Source organism: Flammeovirga pacifica (assembly GCF_000807855.2).
Lineage (GTDB): Bacteria > Bacteroidota > Bacteroidia > Cytophagales > Flammeovirgaceae > Flammeovirga > Flammeovirga pacifica.
The window spans coordinates 1040174-1056436 of the sequence record NZ_JRYR02000001.1 but is presented as its reverse complement, the minus strand read 5'-3'; the positions used below and the strand labels follow the sequence as shown (position 1 = coordinate 1056436).

General features: G+C 30.3%; 17 protein-coding genes. 11 read left to right on the top strand and 6 right to left on the bottom strand.

Going from position 1 to position 16263, the window contains the following annotated elements; genetic code table 11:
- The first annotated feature begins 28 nt into the window (after positions 1 to 28).
- Positions 29 to 706: an FKBP-type peptidyl-prolyl cis-trans isomerase gene (locus NH26_RS25725; protein WP_242427299.1), complete on the top strand. Its 678-nt coding sequence runs from the start codon at positions 29 to 31 to the stop codon at positions 704 to 706.
- A 216-nt stretch (positions 707 to 922) separates the two neighbouring features.
- Positions 923 to 1357 carry a hypothetical protein gene (locus tag NH26_RS04295; protein WP_071397083.1) on the top strand — a complete coding sequence of 145 codons (435 nt, stop codon included), beginning with the start codon at positions 923 to 925 and terminating at the stop codon, positions 1355 to 1357.
- 88 nt (positions 1358 to 1445) lie between these two features.
- On the opposite strand, the gene NH26_RS04290 is transcribed toward NH26_RS04295, so the two are convergent.
- Both NH26_RS04290 and NH26_RS04285 read right to left on the bottom strand, forming a co-directional pair.
- Positions 1446 to 1850, bottom strand: coding sequence for a SiaC family regulatory phosphoprotein (locus NH26_RS04290; protein WP_044222060.1), 405 nt, complete (start codon positions 1848 to 1850; stop codon positions 1446 to 1448).
- 101 nt (positions 1851 to 1951) lie between these two features.
- Positions 1952 to 2656, bottom strand: a complete 705-nt coding sequence (locus NH26_RS04285; protein WP_044222057.1) for an SIR2 family NAD-dependent protein deacylase — start codon at positions 2654 to 2656, stop codon at positions 1952 to 1954.
- Between the two features lie 90 nt (positions 2657 to 2746).
- On the opposite strand from NH26_RS04285, the gene NH26_RS04280 reads away from it, so the two are divergent.
- From NH26_RS04280 to NH26_RS04260, 5 genes are read left to right on the top strand one after another with little or no spacing between them, the layout of a single operon-like run.
- Positions 2747 to 3664, top strand: coding sequence for a 1,4-dihydroxy-2-naphthoate polyprenyltransferase (locus tag NH26_RS04280; protein ID WP_044222054.1), 918 nt, complete (start codon positions 2747 to 2749; stop codon positions 3662 to 3664).
- 1 nt (position 3665) lies between these two features.
- Positions 3666 to 4001 (top strand): tetratricopeptide repeat protein, encoded by a 336-nt coding sequence (locus NH26_RS04275; protein ID WP_044222052.1) that lies wholly within the window; start codon positions 3666 to 3668, stop codon positions 3999 to 4001.
- Positions 3991 to 5478 carry an exodeoxyribonuclease VII large subunit gene (xseA, locus tag NH26_RS04270; RefSeq protein ID WP_044222049.1) on the top strand — a complete coding sequence of 496 codons (1488 nt, stop codon included), beginning with the start codon at positions 3991 to 3993 and terminating at the stop codon, positions 5476 to 5478. The genes NH26_RS04275 and xseA overlap by 11 nt, the downstream gene beginning before the upstream one ends.
- A gap of 32 nt (positions 5479 to 5510) precedes the next feature.
- On the top strand, positions 5511 to 5714 hold the full coding sequence (gene xseB / locus NH26_RS04265) for an exodeoxyribonuclease VII small subunit (RefSeq protein ID WP_044222541.1): 204 nt from the start codon (positions 5511 to 5513) through the stop codon (positions 5712 to 5714).
- A 16-nt stretch (positions 5715 to 5730) separates the two neighbouring features.
- A complete protein-coding gene (locus NH26_RS04260; RefSeq protein ID WP_044222046.1) occupies positions 5731 to 6969 on the top strand; it encodes an ABC transporter permease in 1239 nt (412 codons plus the stop codon).
- 306 nt (positions 6970 to 7275) lie between these two features.
- Here NH26_RS04260 and NH26_RS04255 read toward each other — a convergent pair whose 3' ends face one another.
- From NH26_RS04255 to NH26_RS04245, 3 genes are all read right to left on the bottom strand, one after another.
- Positions 7276 to 9684 carry an alpha-ketoacid dehydrogenase subunit alpha/beta gene (locus NH26_RS04255; protein WP_044222043.1) on the bottom strand — a complete coding sequence of 803 codons (2409 nt, stop codon included), beginning with the start codon at positions 9682 to 9684 and terminating at the stop codon, positions 7276 to 7278.
- Positions 9685 to 9969: 285 nt separating this feature from the next.
- Positions 9970 to 11451, bottom strand: a complete 1482-nt coding sequence (locus NH26_RS04250) for an MltF family protein (RefSeq protein ID WP_052431941.1) — start codon at positions 11449 to 11451, stop codon at positions 9970 to 9972.
- 84 nt (positions 11452 to 11535) lie between these two features.
- A complete protein-coding gene (locus NH26_RS04245) occupies positions 11536 to 13065 on the bottom strand; it encodes a PP2C family protein-serine/threonine phosphatase (RefSeq protein WP_158021881.1) in 1530 nt (509 codons plus the stop codon).
- 145 nt (positions 13066 to 13210) lie between these two features.
- On the opposite strand from NH26_RS04245, the gene miaA reads away from it, so the two are divergent.
- From miaA to NH26_RS04225, 4 genes are read left to right on the top strand one after another with little or no spacing between them, the layout of a single operon-like run.
- Positions 13211 to 14167: a tRNA (adenosine(37)-N6)-dimethylallyltransferase MiaA gene (miaA, locus tag NH26_RS04240; protein WP_044222037.1), complete on the top strand. Its 957-nt coding sequence runs from the start codon at positions 13211 to 13213 to the stop codon at positions 14165 to 14167.
- A 15-nt stretch (positions 14168 to 14182) separates the two neighbouring features.
- A complete protein-coding gene (locus NH26_RS04235) occupies positions 14183 to 14383 on the top strand; it encodes a DUF4184 family protein (protein WP_052431940.1) in 201 nt (66 codons plus the stop codon).
- A 2-nt stretch (positions 14384 to 14385) separates the two neighbouring features.
- On the top strand, positions 14386 to 14952 hold the full coding sequence (locus tag NH26_RS04230) for a DUF4184 family protein (protein ID WP_242427298.1): 567 nt from the start codon (positions 14386 to 14388) through the stop codon (positions 14950 to 14952).
- A gap of 6 nt (positions 14953 to 14958) precedes the next feature.
- Positions 14959 to 15732, top strand: a complete 774-nt coding sequence (locus tag NH26_RS04225; RefSeq protein ID WP_044222034.1) for a DUF4184 family protein — start codon at positions 14959 to 14961, stop codon at positions 15730 to 15732.
- A 28-nt stretch (positions 15733 to 15760) separates the two neighbouring features.
- On the opposite strand, the gene NH26_RS04220 is transcribed toward NH26_RS04225, so the two are convergent.
- Positions 15761 to 16036 carry a hypothetical protein gene (locus NH26_RS04220; RefSeq protein WP_139262853.1) on the bottom strand — a complete coding sequence of 92 codons (276 nt, stop codon included), beginning with the start codon at positions 16034 to 16036 and terminating at the stop codon, positions 15761 to 15763.
- Positions 16037 to 16263: the final 227 nt, after the last annotated feature.

Here is a 16263-nt window from a genome sequence, read left to right as displayed (position 1 = left end):
TATTAATAAGTTCAATTTTTTTAAGATGATGAAAACAATCAATTTACTTTTCATTTTGTTCGCAATTGTAAGTTTAGATATTAAAGCACAGTGCGATAAATGTTTACCACAAGACGAGGATATCGACTTTTGTTTTAAGGATACGAGATTTGAAAACCTATGTACTCAATTTGTTGTAGATAAAAATTACTTTTATTTCAATAATAAAAAGAAATCAAAAAGAATTGATTTAGATTTTGATAGAGTAAATGATGTATTGGCTTTTAAAAAAATGGCTAATAATAAGAAGTTGAAATTATCTGCTAATGATATATTATTTATTCAATTATCTGTTGAAAAATGGAACGTTGAGAAAAATAGAATAGGTTACGAGTTTTTAGACTCTGGTCTAGGTATTAAGATCATTAAAGAAGGGAATGGTGTAAAACCTGAAGTGGGTAAGATGGTAGTTGTACACTATACCGGATATTTAATGGACGGAAAGAAATTTGATAGTTCTCGTGATAGAGAGAAACCTTTCGAATTTTTATTAGGAAGAGGTAGAGTGATTAAAGGTTGGGATGAAGGAGTTCAAAACTTAACAATTGGTAGTAGAGCCATGTTAATGATTCCTGCAGAATTAGGATACGGTTCTAGGAGTGTAGGCCCAATTCCAGCAAATTCTACTCTAATATTTGATATTGAAGTTTTAGATCAGATTAAATAATTAAATATATAAAAATAAAGCCCTTATGAAAATAGGGGCTTTTTTTTATGCGTGATTTTGAACAGGAAAAGACTATTAGACACATTTTAATGGTTTTTAGTAATAGAGTATTGTTAATAATCATTATTTAGTAAACTTTTTCAACGATTTAAGAATCTTTTTACTTCACTTAATCGTTACTATATGTAAACATTCACTTTTACAACTGTTATGATTATGAGGACTTTACTATTATTACTATTATCAACAATTACCATTGGCAATGTATTTTCACAAAGCATTGATAGTTTCAATTATTTAACCAATGAGACACAAGATATTATAGATGATATTGAAAATACATCTGAAATATATGTTCAAAAAATAGATATCAAAGAAGATAATGATCTAGTTTTTCAAGAATTCTTTGATCCAAATATTCCGATTACAAGAGAAGAAAAAGTGGCTTTAAATTCAAAAGATAAATCTTTTCTTACTCCAGTAGTTAGTATAAATTCTAGAGGTAAAACAATATATAAACCTGTTAATGAAGCGGCATCAGTAGTTCAATCTGATGGTACTAATGTATATTATGCGAATTCAAACAAGGTTTATGGGGCATACAATGTTTTGCCAGGAGCAAGAATATTAGTAATTAACTTAAAGAAATAAATAATTTCTTTTCAGTATAAATAGCAGAGGCTGTCTCACATATTTGTGAAACAGCCTCTTTTTTAATTTTAAAAACTTTTTAATCAAGTTAACTTGCTATCAATTGCGATTTATCTGATAGAATTGTTGAAATATGAACTCCTGCATTTTCTGCTAATTCATCTATTTCTTCTAGTAGATCATCATCACTATCGGCGATATACCAAACAATTGATGTTTTTTTACCTTTCATTTGCCATTTCTTTAAAGTATTTAATACTTCATAAATACCTTTAGAAGAGGCAGTGTCAAAATAAGTGATACCAAATGTGAGTGATAAATCTTGATTAAACTCAAAGAACTCATCTATCCATGTCGTAACTTCTTTATATAATTGACAAGCAGTAATGTGATATGATTCTCCATAAATGTTACCTCTTTTCTCATCAAACAATAAAGTAATTTGTGGTATCTGAACGTTTTTGTTGTTTTTGTTAATTAATAAATCATTCATAATGTAGTTAGTCGAAAATAATACAATCGGGAAACACAGTTTAATTTGCTATTGTAATAATAATGTAGAGATGACACTTAAACAAAGAAAAGTATAAAAAATTACTCTTTTGAGTCTATTTTCATGAAATAATCCATTAATTGTGGGACTCCTTCAGTGGCAGATGTTTCAATTACTGTAATTTCATTTTTATTTATACCTGATGGGATGTGTGGATCTATCAAAAATAATTTACAATTCGATTTTGTATAATGAATTAGGCCTGCAGCAGGATAGACTTGTAGGGAAGTACCAATAATTACAAAATAATCAGCTTCCTCTGTAATTTCTACTGCTTTGTCCATCATAGGTACATCTTCACCAAACCAAACAATATTGGGTCTTAATTGACTTCCTTTTTCGCATAAATCACCAATATTTAATTCTGTTCCATCAATAGGGTATATAAGTTGTGGATCTAGTGTACTTCTACTTTCAAATAGTTTTCCGTGTAAATGTGTTACGTGAGACGAACCAGCCAATTCATGTAAGTGATCTACATTTTGAGTGATGATGCTAACATCATACATTTTTTCAAGTTCCACCAGTGTAGTATGTCCATTATTTGGAACTGCATTTATCCCTTGACGACGTCTCTTATTATAAAAATCAAGCACTAATTCTTTGTTTTTATGCCAGCCCTCAGGAGATGCTACTTCCATAATATCGTGACCTTCCCAGAGTCCATCACTACCTCTAAAAGTAGCAATTCCACTTTCAGCACTTATACCAGCTCCTGTTAAAACAACAATTTTTTTCTTTTTCATGTTAGTTTATTTTAAAACACACTTAATATATGTGTAAAAGTCATCGAAAGAAAGTATTATTGTCTGATTTTTGACATTAAGAACATTTTTATGAAAGCTTGGATTCAGGCATTTAGATTACGAACACTTCCGTTAGCAATTTCAAGTATAGTATTAGCTAGTATTTTGGCATACAAAACGCTTGGGGATTTTTTTAGTTTTGACATTTTTGGCTTAACTATTCTCACTACAGTATTGCTTCAAATATTGTCTAACCTAGCCAATGATTATGGTGATGCTGTTAATGGTGCAGACCATGAAGGCAGAAAAGGACCTTCTAGAGCAGTACAATCAGGAGAAATCTCTAAACAAGCAATGAAAACGGCTATCTATATATTTAGTGGTTTATCTTTACTATCGGGTATATTTCTTTTGTATAAAAGTATATCATCTTTTGAAGAGTTTTTATATTTTCTTGGCTTAGGCATTTTAGCAATTATTGCAGCTATAACTTATACAGCAGGTAAAAAACCTTATGGTTATGCTGGTCTAGGAGATATTAGTGTTATGATTTTTTTCGGTTGGGTTGGTGTACTTGGTAGTTATTATCTACAAGTAGGAGAATTGGACTGGACTTTAATACTTCCTGCAACATCTTGTGGTTTGTTAGCAGTAGCAGTTTTAAATGTAAATAACATAAGAGATATAGAATCTGATATCGCAGCGGGTAAAAAATCTGTTCCTGTGAGGATAGGTAGAAAAGCGGCTGTATTTTATCATTGGTTCCTATTATTTGCTGCAATGATTTGTGGTTTAGCCTATGTATATTATAACTATGAATCACCTCTTCAGTGGTTATTTGTAATTATATTTCCTCTTTTAAGAAAAAATGGTTGGGCGGTAACTCGTTTAACAGAACCAAGTGAATTGGATCCATATTTAAAACAAATGGCTTTAACTTCATTATTGTTTTCATTACTTTTTGGAGCAACACAATTACTTCCAGTTTATTTCCCTTTAAATTTTTAAAATGAATATTCAACGTTTGAATCAACTTCTCGAGTTTTATAAGGAAGACCCAAATGATGCTTTTGTTATTTATGGTTTAGCCACTGAATATGCATCTGATAATAATTGGAAAAAAGCCATTCAATACTATGATATTTTATTGAAGGGACACGAAGAATATACAGGTACTTACTACCATGCAGCACATGCTTATGTCCAAATAGAGGATAAAGAGACTGCAGAAAAGATCTATGAAAAAGGTCTGGAAATTTGTCAGAAAGTAGGTGATGCACATGCATTAAAAGAACTTAGAAATGCTTACACTAATTTTCAATTAGAGGAGGACGATGAGTGGTAAGAGAATATTTCGACTATCAAAATTACACCAAAGTATCGCTAATAAATTAAAGGAAGTTAGTGGTCAATTTTGGGTGAAAGTTGAAATTTCTTCTTTGTCTTTTCGTCATGGCCATTTGTATTTAGAGGTCATTGAAAAAGATAAAAAGCAAATTATAGCAAAACAACAAGTTACTGTTTGGAGTCAAACACTAAAAGTACTGCAAAGGCGTTTAGGAGATACATTCAATTCAGTAATTAGACAAGGTTCTTTAATTACAATAGAAGTAGATTTACACTTTCATTCTGTATATGGGATGTCATTGAATGTCTTAGATCTCGATGAAAGCCACACTATTGGTGAATTAGAAAAACTAAGACGAATTGCAATACAAAAGCTGATTGATAACAATTTAATTCAAAAGCAAAAGGATTTAAATTTACCAATTGTATTACAGAATATTGCTGTTATTTCTTCTTCTAAAGCTGCAGGTTATGAAGACTTTATCGAGCAAATAAGCCAAAATCAATTTGGTTACTCTATAAATATTCAATTATTTGATAGTGAAGTGCAAGGTATTCATGCTACTAAAACTATTATTCATCAACTTAAAAATATTGATCATAGTCTTTTTGATGTGATATGTATTATTAGAGGTGGAGGAGCAAAGACCGACCTTTTAGCTTTTGATACTTTTGAAATAGGAGAGGCGATAGCACATTGTCCAATTCCAGTTATAACAGGTATAGGTCATGAAAGAGATGAGACAATCTCTGACCTTGTAGCTTATAGAGTGGAAAAAACACCTACATCTGCAGGACAATTTATCATTTCAAGAAATTTTGAATACGAACAAGCAGTTAATTTTAATTATGATTCAATAAATAAACTTATCAATAATAAGGTCAAATTTGAAATCAAAAATTTAGAATTGACGACTTCAAAAACTCAATTGAAGTTTAATACATTCATTTCAAATACTATTCGTACCATTGAGAAATTTGATTTTAGGTTAGAAACAAATTTTCTCACATTAATTAAAAATAGAATCAATTCATTAGATAAGTCATATCAATCTATACAAGAAACATCGATAAGTATATTAAGGCGTAATCATATTAATACTGATCATCAATTAAACTTATTGAAAAGAGGTTTTGATGCTATAGTGGAGAAGAATAAACAAGAATTGGTTCATTTAGAAATAAGAAAACAAGAATTTAAATATCCATTTCAGAATAAGGAAAATGAATTAAAAAATGTTGCAGAAAAGTTGAAAAATAGTTTTCAATCAAAGATTCAAAAAGCATTACATTCATTAGAATTATTAGACATTCATATTGAGACAAATAACCCTGAAATGATCCTTAATAAAGGATATACAATGACTCTACATAATGGGAAACTTTTAACGGAGGGAGAAGTCAAAGAGGGAGAAATGATTGAAACGGTTGGTAAAGGTTTTAAAATTGAAAGTATAGTTAATAAAATTGACTAAATTCGAAGGAAATATAAGTGTATAAAAAAATGATGTCAGAAAAAGACGATAATTTAACATACGAATTAGCGCTCAAAGAACTTCAAGAAATTCAATATAAGATAGATAATGAAGATGTAGCGATAGATGAATTAGCAAAATTAGCCAAAAGAGCTAAGTTTTTAATTCAATGGTGTAAAAACAAATTGACAGGTATCGATAAAGAATTGTCGAGTATTTTTTCTGATAATAATTAATCATCGGTAATAAGGAATGAAGGGAAGAAATAGTTTGCCTTATTTTATCTCCAAGAGATTAAGTGCATATCGTAATAATTCATTTACAAAATTAATATCAAAAATTGCCATTGGTAGTGTGGCTTTAGGTGTTGGTGCACTTATTTTAGCATTTTCTATTTTTTACGGTTTTAAGGAAGGAATTGAAGATAAACTTTTCCTTCATGTAGGTCATCTGAATGTGGAGAAATTCACAATGAATAGAAGTAAAGAAGAACCTCCGGTGAACGTAAATAACTCCGACCTTTATAAATTTAAGGAAGAGCTACCACATGTTGAGAACGTATATAATTACGCTCACAAATGGGGTTTATTAAAATCCAAAGAAGAAGTTGCTGGTTTACTAATTAAAGGTCTTTCAAAAGAGTACAAAACCGAAAGGTGGGATAAAGAGATTGTGGCTGGGAGTTTTCCAAAACTTGAGGTGGAAAAGAATGGTACAAAAGAAATAATGATCAGTAAATCGTTAGCCTCGAAGATGCATTTAGAGGTGAATGATGATATAATTATTTACTTCATACAAAAGCCGCCAAAAGCAAGGAAAATGAAGATAAGTGGTATTTACAGTACTGGTTTAGAAGATTTTGATGATATGGTTGCTTATGGTGATATTAACCTTGTTAGACGTCTAAACAATTGGGGAGATTCTTTGGTTGGTGGAATGGAAATTATAGTCGATGATTTTGATAAAGTAGACAATATTGGAGATGAAATAGATGAAAATTTTGTTGATGTTCACCTACATATGAGAAGTGTAAAAGATAAATATGCTCATTTCTTTGATTGGTTCCATATGCTTTATAACAATGTTTGGATATTTCTTATAGTGATAGTTAGTGTCGCTATTTTTAATGTTATTTCTATCATGCTAATACTTATAATGGAGAGAACTGCTATGATAGGAACTTTCAAAGCATTAGGTGCAAATAATAGTTTATTACAGAAGATATTTATTTTTGATGGAATAAGAATGGCCATAAAAGGAATGGTAATAGGGAATGCTGTTGCACTCATCTTTGGAGTAATTCAATTACAATTTAAATTGATACCATTAGAAGCCTCTACTTATTACCTTGATCATGTTCCGTTTAGTTTTCATTGGGATTCTATTTTCTTGATTAATTTGACGATAGTTATACTTACATCCTTAGGTTTATTGATCCCAAGTTCAATTGTTTTGGGTATATCACCTATAAAATCGATTAAGTTTAATTAAACCATTATAGAAATTTAAGAGAAGGTTTTGGGTATTTACTCAAAAGAATGAAAAAACTTTATACCTTTGTAAAGAAAATTATTTGTGAGGACCTCCCTCGAAATGCAGCAAATAATTTTCAGGCCACTCTTAGAGTGGTTTTTTTTTGATTTCTTTTTTATATCTTTTGTCAAATATGTTACCGACATTTCTTCAAAATGTAAAGTTCATATTTAATCAAAAGCAAAAAGGTGATGTATAATTTAATCCTCTTATTTAGGAAGAATAAATTATACATCACCTTTTTTATTATACTATTAATGTAGTTTAGATCTCAGGGAATTTAACCGGATCTACTTCACTCATTATCTGATATACTGCTTCGAAAAGGTCTTCTGTGTTAGGTTTAGAGAAATAATCTCCATCAGAAGAATAAGCAGGACGATGTGGTTGTGCTGCAATACAAACTGGTTTAGAATCCAAAAAGTCATAAGCATTTTGCTCATCAATTACTTTTTGCATCATGTATCCAGTTGTTCCACCAGGCATATCTTCATCTGCAAATATAACACGATTGGTTTTCTTAATAGATTCCACAATCATGTGGTTCACATCAAATGGGAGTAGAGACTGTACATCAATCACTTCTATTTGTATACCTACTTTGGCCAAATGATCTGCTGCTTCCATAACAATTCTACACATAGAACCATAAGTAACAATAGTAAGGTCTGTACCTTGTCTGATCACTTCAGGAACTCCAAGAGGCGTGCAAATATCTTTAAGGTTTTCTGGCATCTTTTCTTTAATACGATAGCCATTTAAACACTCAATAATTAAAGCAGGTTCATCAGACTTTAACATTGTATTGTAGAAACCTGCAGCACGAGTCATGTTTCTAGGCACTAAGAAGTTAATACCTCTAAGGCTATTTAGTAGAGCGGCAATAGGAGAACCTGAATGCCATACACCTTCTAATCTGTGACCTCTAGTTCTAATAATAACAGGTGCTTTCTGACCACCTTTAGTTCTATATTGAAGACATGCTAAATCATCACTTAGAGTCGAGATAGCATAGTATATATAATCTAGGTATTGAATTTCAATAATTGGTCTTAAACCTCTTAATGCTGCTCCAAGGCCTTGACCTAATATAGTAGTTTCACGAATTCCAGTATCAGTAATTCTGATCTCAGAGTATTTTTCTTGAAGTCCAGCAAAACCTTGATTCACATCACCAATTTTACCAACATCTTCACCTATAGCAAAAACTCTTGGATCATTTTCAAAGATTTTATCAAAAGTGGCTTGCATTACTTCTCTACCATCTACCATAGGAGAGTTGGCATTATAAACAGGTGTAACACCTTCCACTTTTAAGGCAGCTTCTTCAGATTCACTATATAAATAACTGCTATATCTTTCGTGATTCTCTTCTTTTACTTTCTTTAGCCAATCACGCATATCACCTTGAATCTCAAGATTTTCAAAACGAAGCTCTCTTAATGCCTTTTTGACAACAGAAATAGCATCTTTACGGATTGGGTTGATTGTTTTTTGAAGTTCTTTAGATAATCTTAAAATCTCGTTATTTTGAGGAGCTGCGTTACAAGCTCTTTTCATTAAATCTAAAGCAGTTTGATGATCACCTTTCATAGATTGTTTAAAGGCATCCCAAGCAGCTTTTCTTTGTGATTTTACTTTTTCTAAAGCATTTTTATCGATTTCATCAATTTCTTCCTGAGTAACGTATCCTTCTTCGAGTACCCACTCTTTCATCTTTTTGATACAATCATAGTCTGTTTCCCATTTTAGGCGATCTTCTGATTTATATCTTTCATGAGAACCTGAAGTAGAGTGACCTTGTGGTTGAGTTACTTCTTTAACATGAATTAATGAAGGTGTATGATTCGTCCTTGCTAAATCAACTGCTTTTTTATAAGTATTGATAAGGGCAGGGTAGTCCCAAGCATTGACTGTAAATATCTCTAGGCCGTTTGTGTTCTTCTCTTTTTGGAATCCTGCTAATACTGCAGATACGTCATTTTTGGTCATTTGATATTCATTTGGCACAGAAATACCAAAACCATCATCCCAAATTGATGTAATCATTGGAATATTTAAAACTCCCGCTGCATTAATTGCTTCAAAGAACATACCTTCTGCAGAAGAAGCATTACCAATAGTACCAAAGGCTACTTCATTACCATTAATGGAAAAGTTCTTCGCTAAATCCGAAGTATTGAGTTCTTTATTGTCTCTATATAATTTTGAAGCATATGCTAAACCAACTAAACGAGGCATCTGTCCTGCAGTACAAGAAATATCAGAACTAGAATTCTTTTGTTCAGTAAGGTTTTTCCAAGAGCCATCATCATTTAAACTTCTAGTTGAAAAGTGTGCATTCATACATCTACCAGCACTAGAAGGATCAGCTTCTACATCTGTATGAGCATATAATTGTGCATAAAATTCTTGAATTGATAATTGACCTATGGCAAACATAAATGTTTGGTCACGGTAATAACCAGATCTAAAGTCACCATTCTGGAAAAATTTAGCCATTGCTAACTGAGGGACTTCTTTACCGTCACCAAAGATACCAAACTTAGCTTTTCCCATGAAAACTTCTTTTCTACCTATTAAACTGGCATGTCTACTCTCTAAGGCCATTCTTAAATCATTAAGTATTTCTTCCTTAGTGAATTGATAATTTATATTTTGCTTTGACGTCATTATATTATATGGACAAATTCGGACCTTGAAGTCTATATTTAGTATTTGATATAAGTACTTCTCATAATAAATATTTTAAGTACAGATATTCAAATTTTCCACAAAAATAATAATAAAATAGGAGGTTTTAAACCTAAAAACACAAAAGTGTAAATATTACGTTAAATTGTATGATTTTTATCATGATATATTGCGATTTAAACAACTTATAGTTAAGTATTTAAGCCATTAAATGATACTAATCATAAAAAAAAGTCATCAGATGAATTTGATGACTTTCTTTATTTATTCTTCAATTTTGATTAATTCTTTGTATCTCTTATATCGTTCTAGAATACTTTGTACATAATTAACAGGTTCCTTTCCTCTAGCGTAACCAAATTTAACTACTTCATCTCGGTAATATTGTTTATGGCTCTTTAAAAGCATATACTTTTCTACATTACCATTCCATACCATCTCATTATGTTTAAATTTCTTGGCTAACCTCTGTGCATCTTTAACGTGTCCTTGTCCTGCATTGTAAGAGGCGAGAATAAATTTTCTTCTTTCCTCTACATCTTCAATTTCATCCCAGTACTTCTCTAAAAATTGAAGATATTTTCTTCCTGCTTTTATATTTTGACGAGGATCTCTTGGATTATGTGCACCAAATTGTTTTGCAGTTGCAGGCATTAATTGCATTAGTCCAACCGCTCCAACCCATGATTTAGCGTGAGGATCAAATCTTGATTCTTGATAGACTAAAGATGCTAACAGTCTCCAATCCCAACCAATTATATCAGCTTGTTCTTTAATTATATCATCATAGGTAGATAAAAGTCCTCTATGTTCCAGAGTATTAAAGAATTTACTATCAAATCGTTTATGTTGAGCTCTAGTATTTTTAAAGTACTTATTATAAATCACATAATAATCTGTAGTCTTTTTCATGGAATCTAACCAATGACTTACAGTTTCTCTCAACATAGGAGAATGTTTTCTTGTAGCCCATGCAATTCTTTGTGGAAAACTTATTTCAGTTTTGGTATCTATATGAGGATAATATGTGTTGTTTACTTTAGCGATATTCTCATCAGCAACTGTATAATCTATTTTTCCTTCGGCAACTCTATGTATTAATTCCTCAGTAGAAATATTTTGAGGTTCTAATACAATATTGATATCCTCACCAATTTCATTTTCAAGATTTTCTAATCTTAATTGATATGGCGTATTGGTTCGAACATGAATTTCTTTTTCTTTAAGATCTATCACATTCCTTATCACCTTTTGATCAATTTTATGAACCGGAAGAGATTTCCAATTTTCAGGTTTTCTTTGCACAAGAACCTGTTTTACTTGCATTAAAGGAGTAGTAAAGTCTACTTCTTTTTGACGGTCTTTTGTAATTGCAAGGCTATAAGCAATAATATCACCTTCTCCTCGTAAAAGAGCAGATCTTAAACTATCAGTATTAGTTTTGATTACTACTTTTAAATCAACATCTAGGTCATTAGCTAAACGCTGTAGGAGTTCGTATTCATAACCCATTGTTTCTCCCTTGTATAAAAAATAAGAAGTAGAACTATAAGCAGTTAGAGCTATTAGTTTGCCTCTTTGTTTTATATCTTCTAAATCTTTATTCGACTCTAAGATTATTTCATCTTCAGGAGTAGGTATTGTTTGCTTCTCTTCATTATAACTTTCTTTTGATATGCTATTGTTACAAGCGATTAAAGTAGTTAAAAGTAATAATGTAAGAACATTAAAAGTTCTGAATGCCATTAAAAGTAAGCTTAAATAAAAAAATAAGAGATCACTATTAAATGATCATCAAAAAGTACTTTACTCTGCTAAAATAAGAATAATTTATTTAATCTTGAAGCCAATAACTAATACATCATCTGTTTGAGGCTCATCTTTTTTCCATGTACTAAAAGTATTTCCTATCATATTATTTTGAACCTTCATACTGAGTGTGTGATGTTTAAGTAACGTTTCTTTCAGTCTTCTGGGCATGAACTTTTTTCCTTTTTCTCCTCCAAATTGATCTTGAAATCCATCTGAATATAAATAAAAACAGGTTTTAGAAGTGTATTCAAAGATATGTTTATTAAATTTTTTAGGTTCTTGATCTGGATGAAACATCCCGATAGGTTGTCGATCTCCTTTAATTACATGTAATTCTTTTTCTTCTATGTATACTAATGGATTTTTAGCACCAGCAAACGAAACAGTTTTAGCATTTGTATCAAAAACAGTTAAAGCTAGATCCATTCCATCTTTATTGTTAGTGGTTTCTTGTTTTAATTTTTTTCTGATTAAAACATCTAACTCATTTAATATTAAATCGGGGGAGTAGATTTCTCTAGCAATAATTATGTTGTTTAAAGATTCTGCTCCTAATAATGACATAAATGCACCGGGAACGCCGTGACCGGTACAATCAACTGCAGCTATAACAATTATATTTTCTTTCTGATAAAACCAATAGAAGTCCCCAGAAACAGCATCAAGAGGTTTAAAAAAGATAAAACCATCATGAACTATTTCATTAAATCGTTGTAACTGAGGTAAAAAACAACTTTGTATTTGTTTTGCATAATCAATACTTTCAATCAATGATTGATTGATTAACTCAATTTGATCATTCTTATTTCTTTCTAATTCAAAATAGGCATCTTCAAGTTTTTTATTGGTGTCTTTTAAAGTATCATTCATAACAAAAATTTCCTCCGAATTTTGTCTTACTTCTTCTTCTGCAGCAACTAATTGAGCATTTGACTCCACTAATTCATCCATAGTTTTTAGTTGTTGATCTACAAAAAACTTTGATAAGAAAAATAACATTGAGGATATCATGGAGAAATTAATCATCAATAATAAATTGAATATGTGATGATCCTTTAATTGATTTGGAGTAACATACTCAATTTCATGATCGACCATGATCACTATACCTAAAAATGCGACAAAGATGAATAACCAATAAAGTAATGCTTTCCCTTTGTAAAAGGCTAATGTAGCTGTTAATGCAAATAAAGACCAAATCATTACTACACCAGTAGATCTAGCACCGCCTAGCATTAATTGGAATATAAAAGGTAATAATATGGATAAGAAAGTCTGTAGTGCTTTGTGTATATTCTTTCTTTTTGATGTTAACCAACCATAAATATTAAAAATGCTGAAGATTACATATCCAATTGGTATAAGACCAGGCTTAGTTAAATTAAAATAAACACTGAGTATACCCCAAGTAAAACCTCCTGCAGTCATAAGACAAGCAAAAAGGAAAAAATTTCTATCAGCTTCTTTTTTGGTTTGATTTAAGACTAATTTTTTAATCTTATTGATAAATGAATTGAAGACTGAGTACTTAGAAAAGTATATATTCAATTTTAATGACATTAATTCAGTAAGTGTTCTTCAAGGATGTGTTACCTTTGCTTATAACTAAAACTTAGTTCATAAAAAGATTCAAATGGTTAATTCCATATTATAAGTTCGTATTCTTTTTTGAATATAGATATTGAATATTAGTATGTCACAAGAAAATTCTTCAAATAATACTCCATTAATTGTTATAACTGGCCCTACAGCTAGCGGTAAAACTTCCTTAGCTACAAAATTAGCCTACCAAATGTCTGGAGAGGTAATAAGTGCAGATTCTCGACAAGTTTTTAGAGAAATGGATATAGGAACGGGTAAAGATTTAGAAGACTATTTGATAAACGATACTGAAATTCCTTATCACTTAATAGATATTTGTGATCCAGGTCAAGATTTTAATCTTTATCTATTTCAAAAATTATACTCTGATGCTGTAAAAGAGATTCTTCAAAGAAAAAATCAACCCATATTAAGTGGAGGTACAGGTTTATATATTGAAGCAGTTACTTTGGAGGGATATGAAGATGTTTGGATACCCAAAAATGAAAAATTGAGAAAAGAATTAGATGGTAAATCTCTTGAAAGCCTCATTGAATACTATAAAACACTCGTTGATGCGACATCAACAATTAATATAGATGGTATTGCTCACAGAGAAAGGTCTCTATTAAGAGCAATTGAGATTGAATATTTCACTAAAAATAAGGTAGAAACTCATCTAACAGCAGTAGATATTCCTAAATTAGATACTTTTAATTTTGCCATAAATATTGATAGAGACACAAGATGGGCAAAAATTGAAAGACGATTAGATGAAAGGCTAAAAGAAGGAATGATTGAAGAAGTACAACAGCTTCTGACAAAAATAGACCAAGAAAAATTAAAATCTTACGGCTTAGAATATAGATATGTTACTTCATATCTCTTGAATGAAATAAGTTACGATGATATGCGTAATGATTTATTAAAAGCAATTCAACAATTCTCAAAACGTCAAATGACATGGTTTAGGAGAATGGAGAAGAAAACTAAGATACATTGGATTCCTGTTGAATGGGAGATGAATAAGAAAATTGATTTTGTCTTAAATACTATCGAAATGAATTAGTATTTTAGAGTTTAAATGAAAGGAAAATATTTCTCAATGCCTCTAACTTTTGCTCACCCTGCTTTTGTATTATTCTTGAAAAAGAATAAATACCTATCGATTACTGCCTTAATTATAGGTAGCGTGATTCCTGATTTTGAACATTTTTTGATTTTAGATATTAGTAAGAAATATGGTCACACAATTGGGGGATATTCTATTTTGATTTACCTCTAGGGTTGATAGCCTTTTATATATTTATAAATATTATACGTCCATTTATTTTTAATGCTTTTTATTCTGAGCAGTTGCAAATAAAAAGGACTCGGTCTTTTGTATCAGTTTTAGTTTCTATTTTGATTGGTGTTTTTACACATATCATCTTTGATGGTTTGACTTCAAGATCTGGATATTTTGTTCAGCATATTTCTCTTTTAAATTTTAACGTAGATGGAATTTTAGGTTTTAGCATGCCTTTTTACATTTTTCTTTGGTATTCTTTGACCATTCTAGGATTAATGGTTCTATTATTTCAGATGATAAAATCTTTCTTTACTTTAAAAGAATTAGGCTATGAATTGAAGATTAGCTGGTTAAGAATAGCTACAATAACATTATTATGGATACTTCTATTATACATTGGTATTGATGTTTTGGAGCCCAAAGGATATTTAAGATGGGGAATTTTATTAGGAGGAACCCTGTTTTATTCTGTATTAATGATAAGTACGTCTTACTATATCCAAAATTTAATTTCCCTTCAGAAAAGAGAAAAACTTCTTAATAAAGAAAGATTTAAAAGTTAACCTAATATGCCCATTCCTATAGCACATCCAATGGCTGTATTACCCATGTTTAGATATTCACATTGGTTATCTATATCAGCATTAATAATTGGTAGTATGGTTCCTGATTTTGAGCATTTTTTAGAACTAAGAGTAAGTAATAAAGTAGGACATTCTATTCTCGGTGTTTTTATATACGACTTACCTGTAGGCATCTTATTATATTATATCAATAAATTCTATTTAAAACCAATATTAAAGATTGTTAGTCCAATACGCTTTTATCAGTTTTATCACCCCCCGAAAAGTTATAAATGGTATCAAATATTTATATCTATGTTAATTGGGATTTCTACTCACTTTTTGTTGGATGCCGTTACAGGTGAAGAAGGGTACTTTGTGAAAGATCTCCCTTATTTATTTACAGAGGTGAATCTTACAAGCTCAATAACAATGAATGTACATTTGATAATATGGATTTTTGTATCAGTTTTTGGTGCATTAAACTGTTTTTGGATGCTATTTATAGCATTTGATTATAAAAAAACTGTTGCAAGATTTAGATTAGATTATTGGTCTCAACAGTATTTTGTAGAGGTATTTTTACTTACTATTGTGATCTGTATTTTAAGATATTATTTGATGGGGAACCCTTATATCTTATGGGATTGGGGAATCGTGATAGGAGGGGCTGTGTTTTTTTCATTTACGATAATAAGTATAAGGTGGACAGCAGCAATTAAAGGGAAAATTGGTAAACCTAACTTCCTTAAAAAGTACGATGCGAATTTTAAGTATTAAAAAAAGGAAGAAAATCTTCCTTTTATTGTTATTGAACTAATATTGCTGCTAATATACCTAATATATCAGCTGTCATATATCTGAGAAAATTTTGACATTTAATTCTATTACTTGATTTATCTCTACCTAAATCGATCATTTCAATAAATAAACTGGTAGTGATAATGCCAATAATAAAATATTTATTGGCAGAAAATAGTGACGTTACCCAAAAGGCAACTGTGAAATGGAAAAATGTTTCTTTCCCTAAAAGATCAATAGATTTTGTTCTTAATAAGTGAATTTTAGTAGATAACCTACCCATGATTTTAGTTTTAGTTATTAAATATAGTGTGTTGTTAATAATAATATCACTTTCTATCATAATGTCATAAACTACTATCTAAAATCTGATTTATTTTAACAAAGCAAAGAGTTTTTAAACAAATTTTATAAAGAAAGTATTGTGAATCAAGTGTCTGATGATGAATAGTATATAATGTGATTTGTTTTATAAAAATAAAAAGTCATACATTTTATATGTATGACTTT

What these genes read in the sequence shown, in the direction of transcription:
- NH26_RS04220 (WP_139262853.1), bottom strand. Translation starts at nt 16,036, where the DNA reads ATGGGTAGGTTATCTACTAAAATTCACTTATTAAGAACAAAATCTATT.
- NH26_RS04235 (WP_052431940.1), top strand. Translation starts at nt 14,183, where the DNA reads ATGAAAGGAAAATATTTCTCAATGCCTCTAACTTTTGCTCACCCTGCT.
- NH26_RS04295 (WP_071397083.1), top strand. Translation starts at nt 923, where the DNA reads ATGAGGACTTTACTATTATTACTATTATCAACAATTACCATTGGCAAT.
- NH26_RS04225 (WP_044222034.1), top strand. Translation starts at nt 14,959, where the DNA reads ATGCCCATTCCTATAGCACATCCAATGGCTGTATTACCCATGTTTAGA.
- miaA (WP_044222037.1), top strand. Translation starts at nt 13,211, where the DNA reads ATGTCACAAGAAAATTCTTCAAATAATACTCCATTAATTGTTATAACT.
- NH26_RS25725 (WP_242427299.1), top strand. Translation starts at nt 29, where the DNA reads ATGAAAACAATCAATTTACTTTTCATTTTGTTCGCAATTGTAAGTTTA.
- NH26_RS04260 (WP_044222046.1), top strand. Translation starts at nt 5,731, where the DNA reads ATGAAGGGAAGAAATAGTTTGCCTTATTTTATCTCCAAGAGATTAAGT.
- NH26_RS04280 (WP_044222054.1), top strand. Translation starts at nt 2,747, where the DNA reads ATGAAAGCTTGGATTCAGGCATTTAGATTACGAACACTTCCGTTAGCA.
- NH26_RS04285 (WP_044222057.1), bottom strand. Translation starts at nt 2,656, where the DNA reads ATGAAAAAGAAAAAAATTGTTGTTTTAACAGGAGCTGGTATAAGTGCT.
- xseA (WP_044222049.1), top strand. Translation starts at nt 3,991, where the DNA reads ATGAGTGGTAAGAGAATATTTCGACTATCAAAATTACACCAAAGTATC.
- NH26_RS04250 (WP_052431941.1), bottom strand. Translation starts at nt 11,451, where the DNA reads ATGGCATTCAGAACTTTTAATGTTCTTACATTATTACTTTTAACTACT.
- NH26_RS04255 (WP_044222043.1), bottom strand. Translation starts at nt 9,684, where the DNA reads ATGACGTCAAAGCAAAATATAAATTATCAATTCACTAAGGAAGAAATA.
- NH26_RS04275 (WP_044222052.1), top strand. Translation starts at nt 3,666, where the DNA reads ATGAATATTCAACGTTTGAATCAACTTCTCGAGTTTTATAAGGAAGAC.
- NH26_RS04290 (WP_044222060.1), bottom strand. Translation starts at nt 1,850, where the DNA reads ATGAATGATTTATTAATTAACAAAAACAACAAAAACGTTCAGATACCA.
- xseB (WP_044222541.1), top strand. Translation starts at nt 5,511, where the DNA reads ATGTCAGAAAAAGACGATAATTTAACATACGAATTAGCGCTCAAAGAA.